The organism is Streptomyces sp. NPDC087420 (genome assembly GCF_044744165.1).
GTDB lineage: Bacteria > Actinomycetota > Actinomycetes > Streptomycetales > Streptomycetaceae > Streptomyces.
Genome location: NZ_JBIUXU010000010.1, coordinates 194,389 through 211,217 on the forward strand (window position 1 = coordinate 194,389; position 16,829 = coordinate 211,217).

A 16,829-nucleotide genomic window follows, 5' to 3' on the forward strand; every position below is an offset into this window, starting at 1 on the left:
TGGGGGCGCCGCGAATCTCTTTGTGCGACGCCCGCCTCCGCGTGCGGTTCCGTCCTCAAACGCCGGACGGGCTGGGGTGGCCGCGCCCGTCCCGTGCGGCGGGTTTGTGTCAGCCGTCCAGCTTTTCGCCTCGCAGCAGGAAGAACGCCGCCACCGACGCGGCCAGCAGCACCACCGCGCCCGCGCCCGCCGCCAGGCGCATGCCCTCCACGAAGGCGTCCTGGGCCGCCCCCACCAGTGCCGTGGCGTGGGCGGGAGGGAGGGTGGACGCCGCGGCCGCCGCGCCGCCCAGGGACTCGTGCGCGGCCGTCGCCGCGTCCGCCGGCACCCCGGGCGGTGTGGCGAAGCCGCGGTAGACGCCCGTGACGATGGAGCCGAGGAGCGCGATCCCGAGCGCCGCGCCCAGTTCGTACGCGGTCTCGGACACCGCGGAGGCCGCGCCCGCCTGTTCCTCCGGGACGCCCGCGAGGATGACGTCCGCCGTGACGGTGAAGGAGAGGCCCGCGCCGACACCCACGACCAGCAGCACCGCGCCCAGCACCGGATAGCCCGTGGACTGGCTGAGCCCGGTCAGGGCCGCCAGCGCCAGCCCGATCGCCGCGAGGCCGCCGGCCACCACGGACCGTACCGAGTACCGGCGCGCGACCACACCCGCCAGCAGCCCTGCCGCCACCGCCCCCACGGCGGCGGGCAGTTCCGCCAGGCCCGCCTCCAACGGGGCCCGCCCCTGGACCAGTTGGAAGAACTGCGACAGGAAGAACACCAGACCCGACAGGCCCAGGATGGTCAGCAGGTCGGCCAGCACCGCCCCGGAGAAGCCCCGGCTGCGGAAGAGCCGCATGTCCAGCAGGGGCCTCGGCAGGGTGAGTTGGCGCCGTACGAACCAGAGGAGCGCGGCGGCGCCGACCAGACCGGCCGCCGCGGCCTCCCCGCGTATCCCGTGCGCGGCCGTCTCCTTCACCGCGTACACCACCCCGACGACGCCGACCAGGGACAGCACCACGCTGATCAGGTCCCAGGGGCCCGGGGAGGGGTCCTTGGACTCGGGCAGCAGTTTGACGCCGACGACCACCAGGACCGCCATCACCGGCAGGTTGATCAGGAAGACCGAGCCCCACCAGAAGTGCTCCAGCAGGAAGCCGCCCACCACGGGCCCGACGGCGGCGCCGGCCGAGGCCGTCGCGCCCCAGACGCCGACGGCCAGGCTGCGCTCCCTCGGGTCGGGGAAGATGTTGCGGATCAGCGCGAGAGTGGCCGGCATCAGGGTCGCGCCGGCCACGCCGAGCAGGGCCCGCGCCGCGATCATCATCTCCGGGCTCGTCGCGTACGCGGTCAGCACGGAGACACCGCCGAACGCGGTCGCGCCGATCAGCAGGAGCTTCTTGCGCCCGATGCGGTCGCCGAGGCTGCCCATCGAGACGAGGAGACCGGCGATGACAAACGAGTAGATGTCGCCGATCCAGAGCAACTGCGTGCCGGTGGGCCGGAGATCCTCGCTGAGGAACGGCGTGGCGAGGCCGAGGACCGTCGCGTCGACGGCCACGAGCAGGACGGCGAGGACGAGCACGGCCAGCGCGACCCAGCGGGCCGCGCGGGACAGCGGTTCGCCCGGTTTCGCCGGACCGGCCGGGGTCGTCGACAGGCGGGTGGTGGTGGTCATTTCTCCGTGCTCCGTCGTGCTCCGCCGAGCAGCAGCTCGGTGGTCATGTAGGTGAAGTCCTTGGCCGCGACCCGTCCGTCCTGGATGGACCAGGCGCAGGCCCCGATCAGCGCGTAGAGCGCCTCGGTCAGCCACGCGGGGCTGAGGTCGATCCGGAACTCGCCCCCCTCCTGGCCGCGCCGGAAGAGCGCGGAGACGCGGGCGTCGAGGCGGTTCCACCCCTCGTCGACCTCGCCCTCGAAGAGCTGGTTCTCGGTGACGAGGAAGGCGAGGAGCCCGGCGGCCGGTTCGACGGCCGCGACGAGGCGGCGCAGCGCCTCGGCCGCCCCGCCCTCGTCCAGCCGCGCGGTGTCGAGCGCCGTCTCGAACTCCTGGATGCCCAGCTCCTCCAGCGCCTTCACCAGCGCGTCCCGCCCGGCGAAGTGCCGGTGCAGGGTCGCCCGGCCGATCCCGGCGGCGCGGGCGACCTCGTCCATGGTGGCGGTCGCTTTACGGGTGAGCAGGGCGGCGGCGGTACGGAGCACCTGGTCACGGTCCACAGTCATGAGACGAGCATAACCCATATGAGACAATGATGTCTCACGGCCCGTAATCCTCTTCCCGCAACGGGGGCCCGTTCGCGATCATGGTGGGATGAAGCCATTGCTGCTCATCGACGTGGACGGGCCGCTCAATCCGTACGCGGCCAAGGCGGCCAGGCGGCCCGCCGGATACGCCACCCATCGCATGCGGCCGTCCGGCTGGACCGAGACCCGGGCACTGCGCGTCTGGCTCAACCCGGAGCACGGCGTGGAACTGCTCGCGCTCACCGAGTGGTTCGACCTCGTCTGGGCCACCACCTGGAAGGGCGAGGCGAACGAGTGGATAGGGCCGCACCTCGGGCTGCCCGAACTGCCGTACATCGACTGGCCCCAGATGCACGGAAGGGCCCCTCGCGGGACCTTCTGGAAGACGCAGTACATCCTGGAGTACACGGCGGGACGGCCGTTCGCCTGGGTCGACGACGACATCACGGCTTTCGACCACGAGTGGGTGGACGAAAAACACCTCGCCGCCGCCCTGTTGCTGCACATCGATCCCCGGATCGGTTTGATCCGACCGGACTTCGACGCGCTCGCGGACTGGGCGGCGGCGCTGTAGAACGAGGTGGCGGGCGTTGGCTAGCGCTTCGCCGTCGCCCACGCGTGCTGGATCACCAGGTCCGCCTTCAGCTCGGAGAGTTGCACGGCCACCGCCGACGGAGCCGTACCGCCCCGCCCGTTGCGGGACGCCAGCGAGCCCGGCACGTTGAGGACCGAGCGCACGTCCGGTGTGAGGTGCTCGGAGATCTTGGCGAACTGTTCGTCCGTGAGCTGGTCCAGCTCGATGCCCAGCGCCTCGCACTCCTTGACGCACTCCCCCGCGACCTCGTGGGCCACCCGGAACGGCACGTTCTGCCGGACCAGCCACTCGGCGATGTCCGTGGCGAGCGAGAAACCGGCCGGGGCCAGCTCCTCCATCCGCGTGCGGTGGACGGTCAGGGTCGCCATCATGCCGGTGAACGCCGGGAGCAGCACTTCCAGTTGGTCGCAGGAGTCAAAGACCGGCTCCTTGTCCTCCTGGAGGTCGCGGTTGTACGCGAGCGGCAGCGCCTTGAGCGTGGCCAGCAGGCCGGTCAGGTTGCCGATGAGCCGGCCGGACTTGCCGCGCGCCAGCTCCGCGATGTCCGGGTTCTTCTTCTGCGGCATGATCGACGAACCGGTGGAGAAGGCGTCGTGGAGGGTGACGAAGGAGAACTCCTTCGTGTTCCACAGGATGACCTCCTCCGCGATCCGCGAGAGGTTGACGCCGATCATCGCGGTGATGAAGGCGAACTCGGCGACGAAGTCACGGGAGGCCGTGCCGTCGATGGAGTTGCCCACCGAGCCCCGCTCGAAGCCCAGTTCGGCGGCGACCGCCTCCGGGTCGAGGCCGAGGGAGGAGCCGGCCAGCGCGCCGGAGCCGTACGGCGAGACCGCCGTGCGCTTGTCCCACTGCCGCAGCCGCTCGGCGTCCCGCGAGAGCGACTGCACGTGCGCGAGGACGTGGTGCGCGAAGAGGACGGGCTGGGCGTGCTGGAGGTGCGTACGGCCCGGCATCGCGACGGACTGGTGAGCCTCGGCGAGGCCGACCAGCGCGTTCTGGAGGTCCGTGATCAGGCCGCCGATGATCCGGGCGTGGTCGCGCAGGTACATCCGGAAGAGTGTGGCGACCTGGTCGTTGCGTGACCGGCCGGCGCGCAGCTTGCCGCCGAGGTCGGGGCCGAGGCGCTCCAGGAGGCCGCGCTCCAGGGCGGTGTGGACGTCCTCGTCGGCGACGGTCCCGGTGAACGAGCCGTCGGCGACGTCGGATTCGAGCCGGTCCAGACCGTCGAGCATCCGGGTCAGTTCGTCGGCGGTGAGCAGTCCCGCCTTGTGGAGGACGCGGGCGTGGGCGCGGGAGCCGGCGATGTCGTACGGGGCGAGCCGCCAGTCGAAGTGGACGGACGCCGACAACGCCGCCAGCGCCTCGGAGGGACCGTCTGCGAAACGGCCGCCCCAGAGCCGGACATCACCCTTGTTGCTGCTCACTGCTGCTCCTCAGAGGGATCGGGAAGTGCCACCGCCTCCCCGCCGCGGAGGAACGGGGAGGCGGATGCCGTGCGGAGTGTGGACGCCTTGGGAAGCGGGAGGGGTCAGACCAGGTCGCGCTTGGCGGCGATCTTCGACGAGAGGCCGAAGATCTCGATGAAGCCCTGCGCCTTGGACTGGTCGAACGTGTCGCCCGAGTCGTACGTGGCGAGGTTGAAGTCGTACAGCGACTCCTCGGACTTCCGGCCGGTGACCACGGCACGGCCGCCGTGCAGGGTCATCCGGATGTCGCCGGTGACGTGCTGGTTCGCCTCGTTGATGAAGCCGTCCAGGGCGCGCTTGAGCGGCGAGAACCACAGGCCGTCGTAGACCATCTCGCCCCAGCGCTGCTCGACCTGCCGCTTGTAGCGGGCCAGCTCGCGCTCGACGGTGACGTTCTCCAGCTCCTGGTGGGCGGTGATCAGGGCGATCGCGCCGGGGGCCTCGTACACCTCACGGGACTTGATGCCCACGAGCCGGTCCTCGACGATGTCGATCCGGCCGATGCCCTGGCCGCCGGCCCGCTCGTTGAGCTGCTGGATCGCCTGGAGAACGGTGACGGGCCTGCCGTCGATGGCGACCGGGACGCCCTCCTTGAAGGAGATGACGACCTCGTCGGCCTCGCGCGGGAGGGACGGGTTCTGCGTGTACTCGTAGATGTCCTCGATCGGCGCGTTCCAGATGTCCTCCAGGAAGCCCGTCTCGACGGCGCGCCCGAAGACGTTCTGGTCGATCGAGTACGGGGACTTCTTGGTGGTCGCGATCGGGAGGTTCGCCTTCTCGGCGAAGGCGATCGCCTTGTCCCGGGTCATCGCGTAGTCGCGGACCGGGGCGATGCACTTGAGGTCGGGGCCGAGCGCGGAGATGCCGGCCTCGAACCGCACCTGGTCGTTGCCCTTGCCGGTGCAGCCGTGGGCGACGATGCCGGCGCCGTGCTTGTGCGCGGCGGCCACGAGGTGCTTGACGATCGCGGGCCGGGAGAGGGCCGAGACCAGCGGGTAGCGATCCATGTAGAGGGCGTTGGCCTTGATCGCCGGGAGGCAGTACTCCTCGGCGAACTCGTCCTTCGCGTCCGCGACCTCGGCCTCGACCGCACCGCAGGCGAGCGCGCGCTTGCGGATGACGTCCAGGTCCTCGCCGCCCTGGCCGACGTCCACGGCAACGGCGATGACCTCGGCGCCCGTCTCCTCGGCGATCCATCCGATGGCGACGGAGGTGTCCAGGCCGCCCGAGTAGGCGAGTACGACGCGCTCGGTCACGGGTTTCTCCTTACGGTGCATTCACTGATGGGTATAACTATGCAGTGGACCGTATGGTTTGTCAAAGTGCCTTTTCAGGGCCACGGGTGGGTACGCCCTCCCCCGGAGCCGGGATGCCCGCGACAATCGTGGCATGGGAAAGCTCTACGAACGGATCGACGGCCGGATACGTACCTTCATCGAGGAACAGCCCGTCTTCTTCACCGCCACCGCACCTCTGGCGGCCGACGGGCACGTCAACCTCTCCCCCAAGGGGCGCGCGGGCAGCCTCGTCGTGCTCGACGAGGAGACGCTCGCCTATCTCGACTTCGGCGGCAGCGGCGCCGAGACCCTCGCGCACGTACGGGAGAACGGCCGCGTCACGCTGATGTGGTGCGCGTTCAGCGGCCCGCCGAAGGTGCTGCGGGTGCACGGCAGGGGCGAGGCGATCTTCCGGGACGATCCGCGCTGGGCGGAGTACATCCCGCGCTTCGCGGGCGCGGACGGGCCTTCGGCGCGGGCCGTGATCGTCGTCCACGCCGTGCGGATCAGTGACGCGTGCGGCTTCGCGGTGCCCTTCATGGACTACCGGGAGGAGCGCACGCAGCACGCGGAGCACTTCGGCCGGAAGACGGACGACGAGTTCGCCGCGTACTGCGCGAAGAAGGACCACGTGGGGGTGAGCCTGGACGGGCTGCCGGCGCTGCCGTTGCCGCTGCCCGCGCGGACCGCTTAGGGCGTGTCCGTACGGGGAGACGGGATCCCGTACGGGTGAGGGCGGCGGCTTCCGGGGGGCCGTCGGGGAGGCGGGCACGTACCGTCCTGAGCATGCGAAACGCCTCTCCGGACGGCCGGAAAGCCCTGGCCCTCGCCGCCGCACTGCTCGCCGTGACCGCCGCCACGGGCGCCGGGCCCGCGCCCGCTGTACGGGCCCCGGCGCCCCCGCTGCCCGCGCGCATGGCGGACACCGGCGGCGGCAGTCAGCTGATCACGGCGGAGGCGCCGGGCCTCCGGTCCACCACCGGCCGGCTGACCTGGTGGGACCTGCGCGACGGACGGTGGGTGGCCGCCGGGTCCGCGGACGCGCGCTTCGGGGCCAACGGGCTGGTCGAGGGAGGGCGCCGCGAGCAGGGCACCTCGACCACCCCGACCGGGCTCTTCGACCTGCCGTACGCCTTCGGGATCGCGGCGCCGCCCGCCGGTACGTCGTACCGCTACCGCCGGGTGACCGAGGCGTCCTGGTGGTGCGAGGACAACGCGTCACGGTCGTACAACCGCTGGGTCGAGGGGCTGCCGAAGGACTGCCGGGCGGGCGAGTCCGAGCGGCTGGCCGACTACCCGACCCAGTACGCCCGCGCCCTGGTGACCGGCTACAACTACGAGCGGCCGGTCCGCGGCCGGGGCGCCGGGATCTTCCTGCACGTGAACGGCAAGGGCGCGACGGCCGGCTGCGTGTCCGTACCGGCCGACGCGATGCGCCGCGTCCTGGCCTGGGCGGATCCGGACAGGAAGCCGCATCTGGCGGTGGGGACGCGGACGGGCGGGACGGCGATCACGGGCTACTGACCGGCACGTGTGCGGGGCGGTGCCGGGCCGCTCAGTGGCAGGGCGCTATGGACCGGAGGGACTCGTCCCCCTTAAGCTTCATACATGCCTGGACAGGTTCATAAGCATCACCGCATCGCCCGCGTCCTCGCCGACGAGATCCGCGCCGGGGTCCACTCCGACGGCAGCAGGCTCCCCGGCGAGCACGCGCTGACCCAGCGGTTCGCCGTGAGCCGTACGACCGTGCGCCAGGCGCTCCAGGTCCTCGGCGAGCAGGGGCTGATCTCGACGCACGCGGGCATAGGCTCGTTTGTCACCTTCGACGGGACGCCGCTCGACCACCCCCTCGGCTGGACCCACGCGCTGACCGGCCAGGACACCGAGCTGTCCACGGAGATCCACCTCTTCGAGGAGGTGACGGACCAGCGGCTGGCCGGTGAACTGGGCACGGAATCCAGCGCGTTCGTGGCGCTGGACCGCGTCCGGCGGCTCCCCGACGGGCAGGGTGTGTCGCTCGAACGCAGCAGGGTCCCCGCCGTCGGCGCGGTCGCCGGACTCCCGGAGCGGGGGCTCGACGACGGCTCGCTGAACCGGGCGCTCGTCGCCGCGGGACGGATACCGCACAGCGGCGACGGGCGGGTCGCGGTGCGCGCGCTCGACGCGGCGGACGCCGCCGTCCTGCGCCGCTCCCCCGGCACGTCGTTCCTGCACCTCGCCCAGGTCTTCCGGGCCGCCGACGGCTCGGTCGTCGAACAGATCACCAGCCTGCTCGACCCCGCCCGTTTCGAACTGCGCGTCCGCTCGGGCCGAGGAGGCCTCTCGTGAGCCGAGGAGAACCTCTTGTGAGCCGAGGAGACCTCTTGTGACCGGTCAGCTGGACCGCGCCCTGGGCGCGTACTACGGACTCGCCCTGGGCGACGCCCTCGGCATGCCCACGCAGATGATGTCCCGGGAGGAGGTCGTACGGGTCTACGGCACCGTCTCCGGCTTCGAGGCCGCCCGGCCCGACAACCCGGTCAGCGCGGGAATGCCGGCCGGCTCGGTCACCGACGACACCGACCAGGCCGTCCTCGTCGGCCGGCTGATCGACCAGGGCCAGGGACGGATCGATCCGCTGCGTTTCGCCCAGGAACTGCTGGCCTGGGAGGCGGAGATGCGGGCCAAGGGCTCGTTCGACCTGCTGGGCCCGTCCACCAAGGCCGCGCTGGACGCGGTGGCGCGGGGGGTGCCGCCGGAGGAGGCGGGGCGGTACGGCTCCACGAACGGCGCCGCGATGCGGGTCACGCCCGTCGGGATCGCCTTCCCGGCCGCGCCGACGGCCGACTTCCTCGACCGTGTGGTGGAGTCCTGCCAGGTCACCCATGACACGACCGTGGGCATCGCGGGCGCGGCGGCCGTGGCCGCGGCGGTGAGCACCGGGGTGGCCGGGGGGACGCTGGAGGAGGCCGTGGCAGCGGCGGTCGGGGCGGCCCGGGCGGGCGCCGGGCGCGGGCACTGGATCGCGGGGGCCGACATCGCGTCCCGGATCGAGTGGGCCCGCGCGCTGGTACGGGACCTGCCGGACGCGGCGGCGCTGGACCGGATCGTGGCCCTGGTCGGGACGAGCGTGGCCAGCCAGGAGTCGGTGCCGGCGGCCTTCGCGGTGGTGACGGTGGCGGGCGGCGACCCGTGGCGGGCCGCCCTGCTCGCGGCCAATCTGGGCGGGGACAGCGACACGATCGGCGCGATCGCGGGCGCGGTCGCGGGGTCGGTCGCGGGATTCGCGGCACTCCCGGCCGAGGCGGTCGCCACGCTCTGTACCGTCAACGACCTGGACCTGGAGCCGCTGGTCGTACGACTACTGGCAGTGCGGGGCGCGTACGAGGGGGCGGGACGTTGAGCGCCGGTCGGGCGGCCGGAGCACGTACCCCCGCCGTGCTGGACGGCCCCCGCGTCGTCCTCGCCGGGAACGTCATCGCCGATCTTGTCATCGAGATCCCCGCGCTGCCCGAGCGGGGCGGCGATGTCATCGGCACGCGTACGGAGCTGACGGCCGGCGGCGGTTTCAACACGCTCGTCGCGGCCCGCCGCCTCGGTACGGGATCCGTGTTCGCCGGGCTGCACGGCACCGGCCCGTACGGCGATCTCGTCCGCGAGGCGCTCGTCTCCGAGGACATCGGGGTGGTGCTGCCGGTCCGCGCGGACGGCGACACGGGCTTCACCGTGGCCCTGGTCGAGGCGGGCGGCGAACGTACCTTCGTCACCAGTTTCGGCGTGGACGCGGAGATGACGGAGGCCGATGTCGCGGCGGTAGCCGAGCAGTTGCGGCCCGGCGATCTGGTGCAGCTCTCCGGCTACGGGCTCGTCATGCCGGTGAACGGCCCGCTGCTGGCCCGCTTCACCGCGCTCATGCCCCCGGAGATCGTCGTCTGCCTCGACCCGGCGCCGCTGGTGGCCGACATCCCGGAGGCGGTGCTCGCCCCGGTGCTGGCCCGTACGGACTGGCTCAGTGCCAACGCCCGCGAGGCCCGGCTGATGTCGGGGCTCGCCGACCCCGGCGCGGCCGCGTCCGCGCTGCGCGAGCGGCTGGCTCCGGGCGGCGGGGTGCTCGTACGGGTGGACAAGGACGGCTGCTGGCTGGCGGCGCCGGGCGCGGGGCCGGAGGCGGAGCTGGAGCCGGTGCGGGTGCCGGTGCCGGTGCGGGTGCCGGGCTTCCCGGTGCGCGCCGTCGACAGCAACGGGGCGGGGGACGCGCACGTCGGCGCGTTCCTGGCGCTGCTGGCCCAGGGGTTCGACCCGCTGACGGCGGCCCGGGGGGCGAACGCGGCGGCGGCGTACGCGGTGACCCGCCGGGGCCCCGCGACCGCCCCGGACCGGGCGGAGTTGAGGGCGTTCCTGGGCGAGGACCCGCTGGCGGTACGGCTGTTCGGTACAAGTTCCGCCCAGCGGTGAACGGGTGTCCGGCGGACCGCGGCGGATCCGCCGGACACGGCTCGCGTCAGGCGCGGTCGAACTGGAAGTAGTCGATGTTGAAGTTCTGGTAGGCGGCGTCGTCCATCCGTACCACGAACTCGTGCGTGCCACGGGTGAGACGCTGCCCGCCCGCGACGGCCTGGAGCTCGAAGGCGTCCTGCGAGGTGGTGTTCCGCACGTCCAACGGGGTCGTCCACACCCTCGTACGTGCGCGCCACGCCGCCCTTGTTGTCGTCCTCCGTGTCGTGGTGGCCGACGTCCTTGCCCCCGAAGGAGTAGTCCTCGGCCTGCACCCTCACCGCTCCGGCCGGGACGACGGGCCACGGCGCGTGCCGGCGGCGCGCGTCCAGCCAGTCCAGCAGCTGTTCCTGGTTGTCGGTCTGGATCATCGAAGCGCCGTGCCGGTCGGTCACCGGGGCCCACCCCCGGGCCGGGTCGGTGAGCGACGCCTCGTCGGTGTAGCCGGCGGCCAGGCCGTACCCCATGGTGTTCATCCACACGCGCCCCAGCGCCTGCGCCTTGGCGGTCGCCGGCGCCTCGGCGAGCGTCGGCACACGGTCGTCGGTGAGCGCGGCCCGCGCGCCGCCGAGACCGGCCCGCAGCCGCAGGGCCCTGATCTGGTCGAGCGTCAGATCGGCCACCCGGCCGGTACCGCTGGTGGTGCGGTTCACCGTGTCGTCGTGCATGAGGACCAACTGGCCGTCCTGGTGCGCTGTACGTCGATCTCCACCACCTCGGCCCCCTTGTCGACCGCCAGGTCGACGGCCCGGAGTGAGTTCTCCGGCGCGCCCCGCCAGTAGCCGCGATGGGCGACCACCATGACCGGAGCGCCGGGCTTGTGGTTGAGGTACGAGGCGTGGATCCGCTCGACGGCCGCCCCGCTCAGCGGTCGTTCTGCGCCAGCTTCAGCAGGTGTTCCGCCAGCGCCTGCCCGCCCGCCGGGTCACGGCTGATCAGCATCAGCGTGTCGTCCCCCGCGATCGTGCCCAGGACGTCGCTCAGTTCGGCCTGGTCGATGGCCGACGCCAGGAACTGCGCCGCGCCCGGCGGCGTACGCAGGACCACCAGGTTCGCCGAGGCCTCGGCGGAGATGAGGAGTTCGCCGGAGAGGCGCCGCATCCGCTCCTCCTTGGCCGACTCCCCGAGCGGCGCGTGCGGCGTACGGTATCCGCCCTCGCTCGGCACGGCGTAGATCAGCTCACCACCGGTGTTGCGGATCTTCACCGCGCCCAGTTCGTCCAGGTCGCGCGAGAGCGTCGCCTGGGTGACGTTCAGCCCGTCGTCCGCGAGCAGTTTCGCCAGCTGGCTCTGTGAGCGCACCGGCTGCCGGTTCAGGATGTCGACGATCCGGCGGTGCCGGGCCGTCCGTGTCTGCGGCACGGACTGCCCGCCCTGCTCAGGTTCCTGGGCCTCGGTCATCGTTGTCTCATTTCCCCGGATCGTCCGTCCCCGTAGCCGTGTCGAGGACCCCGGGCAGGAGCTGGAGGAACCTGTCCACCTCGTCGTCGCCGATGATCAGTGGAGGCATCAGTCGTACGACGTCGGGGGCGGGCGCGTTCACCAGGAGACCGGCGTCCTGGGCCGCCCGCTGCACCTGCGGTGCGAGCGGCCCGGTGAGCACGATACCCAGGAGCAGGCCCGCGCCACGGACATGGGAGACCAGCGGGTGGCCCAGCCCCTCGATCCCGTCGCGCAGCCGCTCGCCGAGCCGCTTCACCTGGTCGAGGAGGCCGTCGGCGGCCAGCGTGTCGAGGACCGCGAGTCCGGCGGCGCAGGAGACGGGGTTGCCGCCGAACGTCGTACCGTGGTGGCCGGGCCGCAGCAGGTCCGCGGCCTCGCCGAACGCGAGGACCGCGCCGAGCGGCAGCCCGCCGCCCAGGCCCTTGGCGAGGGTGATGACGTCGGGCTCGACGCCCTGGTGGGCGAGGTGCTCGAACCAGTGGCCCGTCCGGCCGATCCCCGTCTGTACCTCGTCCAGCACGAGCAGCGTGCCGGTGGCGCGGGTGATCTCCCTGGCCGCCTCCAGGTAGCCCTTGGGCGGGACGACGACGCCGATCTCGCCCTGGATCGGCTCGATGATCACAAACGCGGTCTCCTCGGTGACCGCGGCCCGCAGCGCCTCCACGTCACCGAAGGGGACGTGGGTGACGTCGCCGGGCAGCGGGAGGAACGGGGTCCGCTTCGGCTCCTGGCCGGTGAGGGCGAGCGAGCCCATCGTCCGGCCGTGGAAGCCGCCGGTGGTGGCGACCATGTGCGTACGGCCCGTCAGCCGGCCGATCTTGAAGGCGGTTTCGTTGGCCTCGCCGCCGGAGTTGCAGAAGAACACCCGGCCGGGGCGGCCGGCGAGCTGGATCAGGCGTTCGGCGAGCGCGAGGGGCGGCTCGGCGACGAAGAGGTTGGAGACGTGGCCCAGCTGCGCGATCTGGCGGGAGACGGCCTCGACGACGGCCGGGTGGGCGTGGCCGAGCGCGTTGACGGCGATTCCGCCGACGAAGTCGGTGTACGGCGTGCCGTCGGCGTCCCAGACGGTGGTGCCCTCGCCCCGGACCAGGGACAGCCGCGGCGTCCCGTAGTTGTCCGCCATCACGCCTTGCCAGCGCTGTACGAGCTCCTCGTTGCCGGTCACCGTACTCACCGTGCTCCCCCTTCGTCCGCGACTGCGTGTGTGTCCTGATCTGTGATCGGGTCGTGCGGGGCGTCCGGCACGACCATCGTGCCGATGCCTTCGTCCGTGAAGATCTCCAGCAGGATCGAGTGCTGGACGCGCCCGTCGAGGACCCGGGCGGTGGTGACTCCGTTGCGTACGGCGTGCAGGCAGCCCTCCATCTTGGGCACCATGCCACTGGACAGCTCGGGCAGCAGTTTCTCCAGCTCGCTCGCGGTGAGCCTGCTGATGACGTCGTCGCTGTTCGGCCAGTCCTCGTAGAGGCCCTCGACGTCGGTGAGGACCATCAGCGTCTCGGCGCCGAGGGCGGCGGCGAGGGCCGCCGCGGCGGTGTCGGCGTTGACGTTGTAGACGTGGCCGTCGTCGGCGCTGCGGGCGATGGAGGAGATGACCGGGATCCGGCCGTCCCCGAGCAGCGCCTCGATGGCGCCGGTGTCGATGGCGGTGATCTCGCCGACCCGGCCGATGTCGATCAACTCGCCGTCGATCAGGGGGCGGTGCTGGACCGCGGTGATGGTGTGCGCGTCCTCGCCGGTCATGCCGACGGCGAGCGGGCCGTGCTGGTTGAGCAGGCCGACGAGCTCGCGCTGGACCTGTCCGGCGAGGACCATCCGTACGACGTCCATCGCTTCGGGTGTGGTGACCCGCAGGCCGGCCTTGAACTCGCTGACCAAGCCGTGCCGGTCGAGCTGGGCGCTGATCTGGGGGCCGCCGCCGTGTACGACGACCGGCTTGAGGCCGGCCTGGCGCAGGAAGACGACGTCCTGCGCGAAGGCCGCCTTGAGGTCCTCGTCGATCATGGCGTTGCCGCCGAACTTGATGACGACGGTCTTGCCGTGGTGCCGGGTGAGCCAGGGCAGTGCCTCGATGAGGATCTGCGCCTTGGGCAGGGCGTAGTGCTTGCGGGCCGTGGGGACGGCGGGCAGGTCGGTCATGAGCTGTACGCGCTGTTCTCGTGGACGTACTCGGCGGTGAGGTCGTTGGCCCAGATGACGGCGGAGTCCGCGCCGGCGGCGAGGTCGGCGGTGATGCGCACCTCGCGGTAGCGCATGTCGACCTGGTCGCGGTCCTCGCCGACGGAGCCGTTCTTGCAGACCCAGACGTCATTGATGGCGACGTTCAGCCGGTCGGGTTCAAAGACCGCGCCGGTCGTGCCGATGGCGGACAGCACCCGCCCCCAGTTGGGGTCCTCGCCGTGGAGGGCGCACTTGAGGAGGTTGTTGCGGGCGATGGAGCGGCCCACCTCGACGGCGTCGTCCTCGCTCGCGGCGTTGACGACCTCGATCCTGATGTCCTTGGACGCGCCCTCCGCGTCACCGATGAGCTGCCGGGCGAGGTCGGCGCAGACCGTACGGACCGCCTCGGCGAACTCGTCGTACGGGGGCGTCACCCCGGACGCGCCGGAGGCCAGCAGCAGCACGGTGTCGTTGGTGGACATGCAGCCGTCGGAGTCGACCCGGTCGAAGGTGGTACGGGTCGCGGCGCGCAGCGCGGTGTCCAGGGCGGGGCTCTCGACGTCGGCGTCGGTGGTGAGGACGACGAGCATGGTGGCGAGGCCGGGGGCGAGCATGCCCGCGCCCTTGGCCATGCCGCCGACGGTCCAGCCGTCGCCGCCCGCGACGGCGGTCTTGTGCACGGTGTCGGTGGTCTTGATGGCGATGGCGGCCTTCTCGCCGCCGTGCGGGGAGAGTTCGGCGGCGGCCTTCTCGATGCCGGGCAGGAGCTTGTCCATCGGCAGGAGCAGCCCGATGAGCCCGGTGGAGGCGACGGCGATCTCACCGGCGCCGTGCTCGGCGCCGCCCGCCGCGCTCAGCACCTCGGCGGCCTTCTCGGCGGTGGCGTGGGTGTCCTGGAAGCCCTGGGGTCCCGTACAGGCGTTGGCGCCGCCGGAGTTGAGGACGACGGCGGAGATCTCCCCGCCCCTGACGACCTGTTCGGACCAGAGGACGGGCGCGGCCTTGACGCGGTTGGAGGTGAAGACACCGGCGGCGGCGCGGCGCGGGCCGCGGTTGACCACGAGGGCCAGGTCCGGGTTGCCGTTCTCCTTGATCCCGGCGGCGATGCCCGCCGCCGTGAATCCCTGCGCTGCGGTGACGCTCAAGGTGCCACTCCGATCGTGGAGAGTCCGGTGTCCTCGGGGAGGCCGAGGGCGATGTTCATGCTCTGGAGGGCGCCGCCGGCCGTGCCCTTGGTGAGGTTGTCGATGGCGCTGATCGCGATGATGCGGTGCGCGTGTTCGTCGTACGTGACCTGGATCTGTACGGCGTTGGAACCGTAGACGGACGCGGTGGCGGGCCAGCGTCCCTCGGGGAGCAGGTGGACGAACGGCTCGTCCGCGAAGGCCTTCTCGTACGCGGCCCGTACGTCCCCGGCCGTGGTGCCGCGCCTGGCCCTGGCGGAGCAGGTGGCGAGGATGCCGCGGGGCATGGGGGCGAGGGTGGGGGTGAAGGAGACGGTCACGGGCTCGCCGGCGGCGGCGCTGAGGTTCTGGACGATCTCCGGGGTGTGCCGGTGCCCGCCGCCGACGCCGTACGGCGACATGGAGCCCATGACCTCGGAGCCCAGCAGGTGCGGCTTGGCGGCCTTGCCCGCGCCGGAGGTGCCGGACGCGGCGACGACGACGGCCTCGGGCTCGGCGAGCCCGGCTCCGTACGCGGGAAAGAGCGCGAGGGAGACGGCCGTGGGGTAGCAGCCGGGCACCGCGACACGCTTGGACCCCTCCAGCGCGGCGCGGGCGCCCGGCAGTTCGGGGAGCCCGTAGGGCCAGGTGCCGGCGTGGGGGGAGCCGTAGAACCTCTCCCAGTCGGCGGCGTTCTTGAGCCGGAAGTCGGCGCCGACGTCGATGACGAGGACCTCGTCCCCGAGCTGCTCGGCGACGGCGGCGGACTGCCCGTGCGGCAGCGCGAGAAAGACGACGTCGTGCCCGGCGAGCACCTCGGCGGAGGTCGCCTCCAGCACCCGGCCGGCCAGCGGCAGCAGGTGCGGTTGCAGGCCGCCGAGTGTCTGCCCGGCGTTGGAGTTACCGGTCAGGGCGCCGATACGGACCCCGGGATGCCCGAGGAGCAGCCGCAGCAACTCCCCGCCCGCGTACCCACTCGCCCCGGCCACCGCTACGCGTACCGTCTGTGCCACCATCGAAGAGCCCTCCTCTGCAATGGCATGACTATACGTTCCCCCGCAGCTTTATGCAATGCCGATCGGTGGCCGGGCGCTGTCGGTGGCCGCCGGCAGGATCGCCGGTGCGGGCCCTGTACGAGTATCGAGCCACCGCGTTCTCCGACGGTCGCACCGGCCCAAAACCCGGTGCGGCCGACCCCGGTCGAGGTCGGCCGCACCGGCGACAATGGCGCCATGGATCATCACTTCGTCGGCATACCGGAGTTGAGCGGGGTACCGCGCGTCGCGGTCGTCATCGACGTCATGCGCGCCTTCACCGTGGCCGCCTGGGCCTTCGCGCGTGGCGTCGAGAGGATCGTCCTCGCCTCGACGGAGAGTGAGGCGCTCGCCTTGAAGGAGAGCCACTCCGGCTGGCTGGCCCTGAAGGACGGGGCGCCGGCGGCGGGCTTCGACGCGGTGAACTCGCCCGGCCTGCTGCGGTCACGCGAGTTCGCCGGCCGCACGCTGGTGCAGAAGACGACGGCGGGAACCGTGGGCGCGCTGGCCGTGGCAAGCGCGCCCCTGGTCCTGTGCGCGAGCTTCGTGGTGGCCGGGCCGACCGCGCGGTTCCTGCGCGGCGAGGGCTCCGGTCCGGTGACGTTCGTGGTCACCGGCGAGGAGGGCCGGGCCGAGGAGGACCTGGCCTGCGCCGAGTACATCGGCCGGTGCATGGGAGGAGGCGAGGTCGACGTGGCCCCGTACCTCCACCGCGCGAGGACCTCGCGTGCCGCCGCGGACCTCGCCGGTGGGCTGCGGAGCGGCTACCACCCGGACGATGTCGACCTCTGCCTGGAGACCGACAGGTTCCCCTTCGCGATGGTGGCCCGCCAGGAGGACTCCTTGACGGTCCTCCGTCCCGTCGAGGTGCCACCGGAGGTACCCCGGCCCGGGCCGGACGGCGGCAGCCGGCGCCATACCCGACAGGAACGGGCACAGGATGTCGGGTCCGGCAGGGCGCGCGCCTCCTAGCGTGGTGGTCGTCAAGA

The 16,829-nt window shown here is 72.2% G+C and carries 16 protein-coding genes and 2 pseudogenes; 7 read left to right on the top strand and 11 right to left on the bottom strand.

All coding sequences use genetic code 11. The annotated features are described in order from the left end of the window. Positions 1-109 precede the first annotated feature (109 nt). The gene (locus tag ACIO1C_RS22195; RefSeq protein ID WP_401866110.1) at positions 110-1,660 is read right to left on the bottom strand and encodes an MFS transporter; all 1,551 of its coding nucleotides are present in this window, start codon (positions 1,658-1,660) and stop codon (positions 110-112) included. Then, a complete protein-coding gene (locus ACIO1C_RS22200) occupies positions 1,657-2,205 on the bottom strand; it encodes a TetR/AcrR family transcriptional regulator (protein ID WP_401866112.1) in 549 nt (182 codons plus the stop codon). Before ACIO1C_RS22200 ends, ACIO1C_RS22195 begins: the two co-directional genes overlap by 4 nt. 88 nt (positions 2,206-2,293) lie before the next feature. Between ACIO1C_RS22200 and ACIO1C_RS22205 the strand changes: the two genes are divergently transcribed. Beyond that, complete coding sequence (locus ACIO1C_RS22205) at positions 2,294-2,800, top strand: HAD domain-containing protein (protein WP_401866113.1); 507 nt, start codon at positions 2,294-2,296, stop codon at positions 2,798-2,800. Positions 2,801-2,820: 20 nt separating this feature from the next. On the opposite strand, the gene argH is transcribed toward ACIO1C_RS22205, so the two are convergent. Together argH and ACIO1C_RS22215 are read right to left on the bottom strand one after the other, a co-directional pair. Then, complete coding sequence (gene argH / locus ACIO1C_RS22210; RefSeq protein ID WP_401866115.1) at positions 2,821-4,248, bottom strand: argininosuccinate lyase; 1,428 nt, start codon at positions 4,246-4,248, stop codon at positions 2,821-2,823. Between the two features lie 104 nt (positions 4,249-4,352). Beyond that, a complete protein-coding gene (locus tag ACIO1C_RS22215; protein ID WP_327237475.1) occupies positions 4,353-5,546 on the bottom strand; it encodes an argininosuccinate synthase in 1,194 nt (397 codons plus the stop codon). Positions 5,547-5,679: 133 nt separating this feature from the next. Here ACIO1C_RS22215 and ACIO1C_RS22220 point away from each other — a divergent pair, with 133 nt between their 5' ends. From ACIO1C_RS22220 to ACIO1C_RS22240, 5 genes are all read left to right on the top strand, one after another. Next, positions 5,680-6,261: a pyridoxamine 5'-phosphate oxidase family protein gene (locus ACIO1C_RS22220; RefSeq protein ID WP_401866117.1), complete on the top strand. Its 582-nt coding sequence runs from the start codon at positions 5,680-5,682 to the stop codon at positions 6,259-6,261. Positions 6,262-6,353: 92 nt separating this feature from the next. Beyond that, positions 6,354-7,091: a L,D-transpeptidase gene (locus ACIO1C_RS22225; RefSeq protein WP_401866119.1), complete on the top strand. Its 738-nt coding sequence runs from the start codon at positions 6,354-6,356 to the stop codon at positions 7,089-7,091. Between the two features lie 84 nt (positions 7,092-7,175). Next, complete coding sequence (locus tag ACIO1C_RS22230; protein WP_401866121.1) at positions 7,176-7,895, top strand: GntR family transcriptional regulator; 720 nt, start codon at positions 7,176-7,178, stop codon at positions 7,893-7,895. A gap of 37 nt (positions 7,896-7,932) precedes the next feature. Continuing rightward, positions 7,933-8,949 carry an ADP-ribosylglycohydrolase family protein gene (locus tag ACIO1C_RS22235; RefSeq protein WP_401866123.1) on the top strand — a complete coding sequence of 339 codons (1,017 nt, stop codon included), beginning with the start codon at positions 7,933-7,935 and terminating at the stop codon, positions 8,947-8,949. Further along, complete coding sequence (locus ACIO1C_RS22240) at positions 8,946-10,001, top strand: PfkB family carbohydrate kinase (protein WP_401866125.1); 1,056 nt, start codon at positions 8,946-8,948, stop codon at positions 9,999-10,001. Before ACIO1C_RS22235 ends, ACIO1C_RS22240 begins: the two co-directional genes overlap by 4 nt. 46 nt (positions 10,002-10,047) lie before the next feature. On the opposite strand, the gene ACIO1C_RS22245 is transcribed toward ACIO1C_RS22240, so the two are convergent. The 7 genes and pseudogenes from ACIO1C_RS22245 to argC all read right to left on the bottom strand — a co-directional run bounded on the left by ACIO1C_RS22245 (position 10,048) and on the right by argC (position 15,822). Beyond that, the gene (locus ACIO1C_RS22245; RefSeq protein ID WP_401866127.1) at positions 10,048-10,200 is read right to left on the bottom strand and encodes a hypothetical protein; all 153 of its coding nucleotides are present in this window, start codon (positions 10,198-10,200) and stop codon (positions 10,048-10,050) included. Between the two features lie 181 nt (positions 10,201-10,381). Further along, positions 10,382-10,842, bottom strand: a pseudogene (locus ACIO1C_RS22250) (glycerophosphodiester phosphodiesterase family protein); the annotation flags it as partial. Between the two features lie 62 nt (positions 10,843-10,904). Beyond that, positions 10,905-11,441, bottom strand: a complete 537-nt coding sequence (locus tag ACIO1C_RS22255; RefSeq protein WP_161307278.1) for an arginine repressor — start codon at positions 11,439-11,441, stop codon at positions 10,905-10,907. Continuing rightward, positions 11,438-12,606, bottom strand: a pseudogene (locus tag ACIO1C_RS22260) (acetylornithine transaminase). Before ACIO1C_RS22260 ends, ACIO1C_RS22255 begins: the two are co-directional and overlap by 4 nt. Positions 12,607-12,653: 47 nt before the next feature. Beyond that, entirely contained in the window at positions 12,654-13,622 is a 969-nt protein-coding gene (gene argB / locus ACIO1C_RS22265) for an acetylglutamate kinase (protein ID WP_401866128.1), read from the bottom strand. Next, complete coding sequence (gene argJ, locus ACIO1C_RS22270) at positions 13,619-14,788, bottom strand: bifunctional glutamate N-acetyltransferase/amino-acid acetyltransferase ArgJ (RefSeq protein ID WP_401866130.1); 1,170 nt, start codon at positions 14,786-14,788, stop codon at positions 13,619-13,621. The genes argB and argJ overlap by 4 nt, the downstream gene beginning before the upstream one ends. After that, the gene (argC, locus tag ACIO1C_RS22275) at positions 14,785-15,822 is read right to left on the bottom strand and encodes an N-acetyl-gamma-glutamyl-phosphate reductase (protein ID WP_401866132.1); all 1,038 of its coding nucleotides are present in this window, start codon (positions 15,820-15,822) and stop codon (positions 14,785-14,787) included. Before argC ends, argJ begins: the two co-directional genes overlap by 4 nt. A 216-nt stretch (positions 15,823-16,038) precedes the next feature. On the opposite strand from argC, the gene ACIO1C_RS22280 reads away from it, so the two are divergent. Next, complete coding sequence (locus ACIO1C_RS22280) at positions 16,039-16,812, top strand: 2-phosphosulfolactate phosphatase (protein ID WP_401866134.1); 774 nt, start codon at positions 16,039-16,041, stop codon at positions 16,810-16,812. Positions 16,813-16,829 lie beyond the last annotated feature (17 nt).

Coding starts and splice junctions, on each gene's coding strand:
- ACIO1C_RS22195 (WP_401866110.1), bottom strand. CDS start 1,660: ATGACCACCACCACCCGCCTGTCGACGACCCCGGCCGGTCCGGCGAAA.
- ACIO1C_RS22200 (WP_401866112.1), bottom strand. CDS start 2,205: ATGACTGTGGACCGTGACCAGGTGCTCCGTACCGCCGCCGCCCTGCTC.
- ACIO1C_RS22205 (WP_401866113.1), top strand. CDS start 2,294: ATGAAGCCATTGCTGCTCATCGACGTGGACGGGCCGCTCAATCCGTAC.
- ACIO1C_RS22220 (WP_401866117.1), top strand. CDS start 5,680: ATGGGAAAGCTCTACGAACGGATCGACGGCCGGATACGTACCTTCATC.
- ACIO1C_RS22225 (WP_401866119.1), top strand. CDS start 6,354: ATGCGAAACGCCTCTCCGGACGGCCGGAAAGCCCTGGCCCTCGCCGCC.
- ACIO1C_RS22230 (WP_401866121.1), top strand. CDS start 7,176: ATGCCTGGACAGGTTCATAAGCATCACCGCATCGCCCGCGTCCTCGCC.
- ACIO1C_RS22255 (WP_161307278.1), bottom strand. CDS start 11,441: ATGACCGAGGCCCAGGAACCTGAGCAGGGCGGGCAGTCCGTGCCGCAG.
- argB (WP_401866128.1), bottom strand. CDS start 13,622: ATGACCGACCTGCCCGCCGTCCCCACGGCCCGCAAGCACTACGCCCTG.
- argC (WP_401866132.1), bottom strand. CDS start 15,822: ATGGTGGCACAGACGGTACGCGTAGCGGTGGCCGGGGCGAGTGGGTAC.
- ACIO1C_RS22280 (WP_401866134.1), top strand. CDS start 16,039: ATGGATCATCACTTCGTCGGCATACCGGAGTTGAGCGGGGTACCGCGC.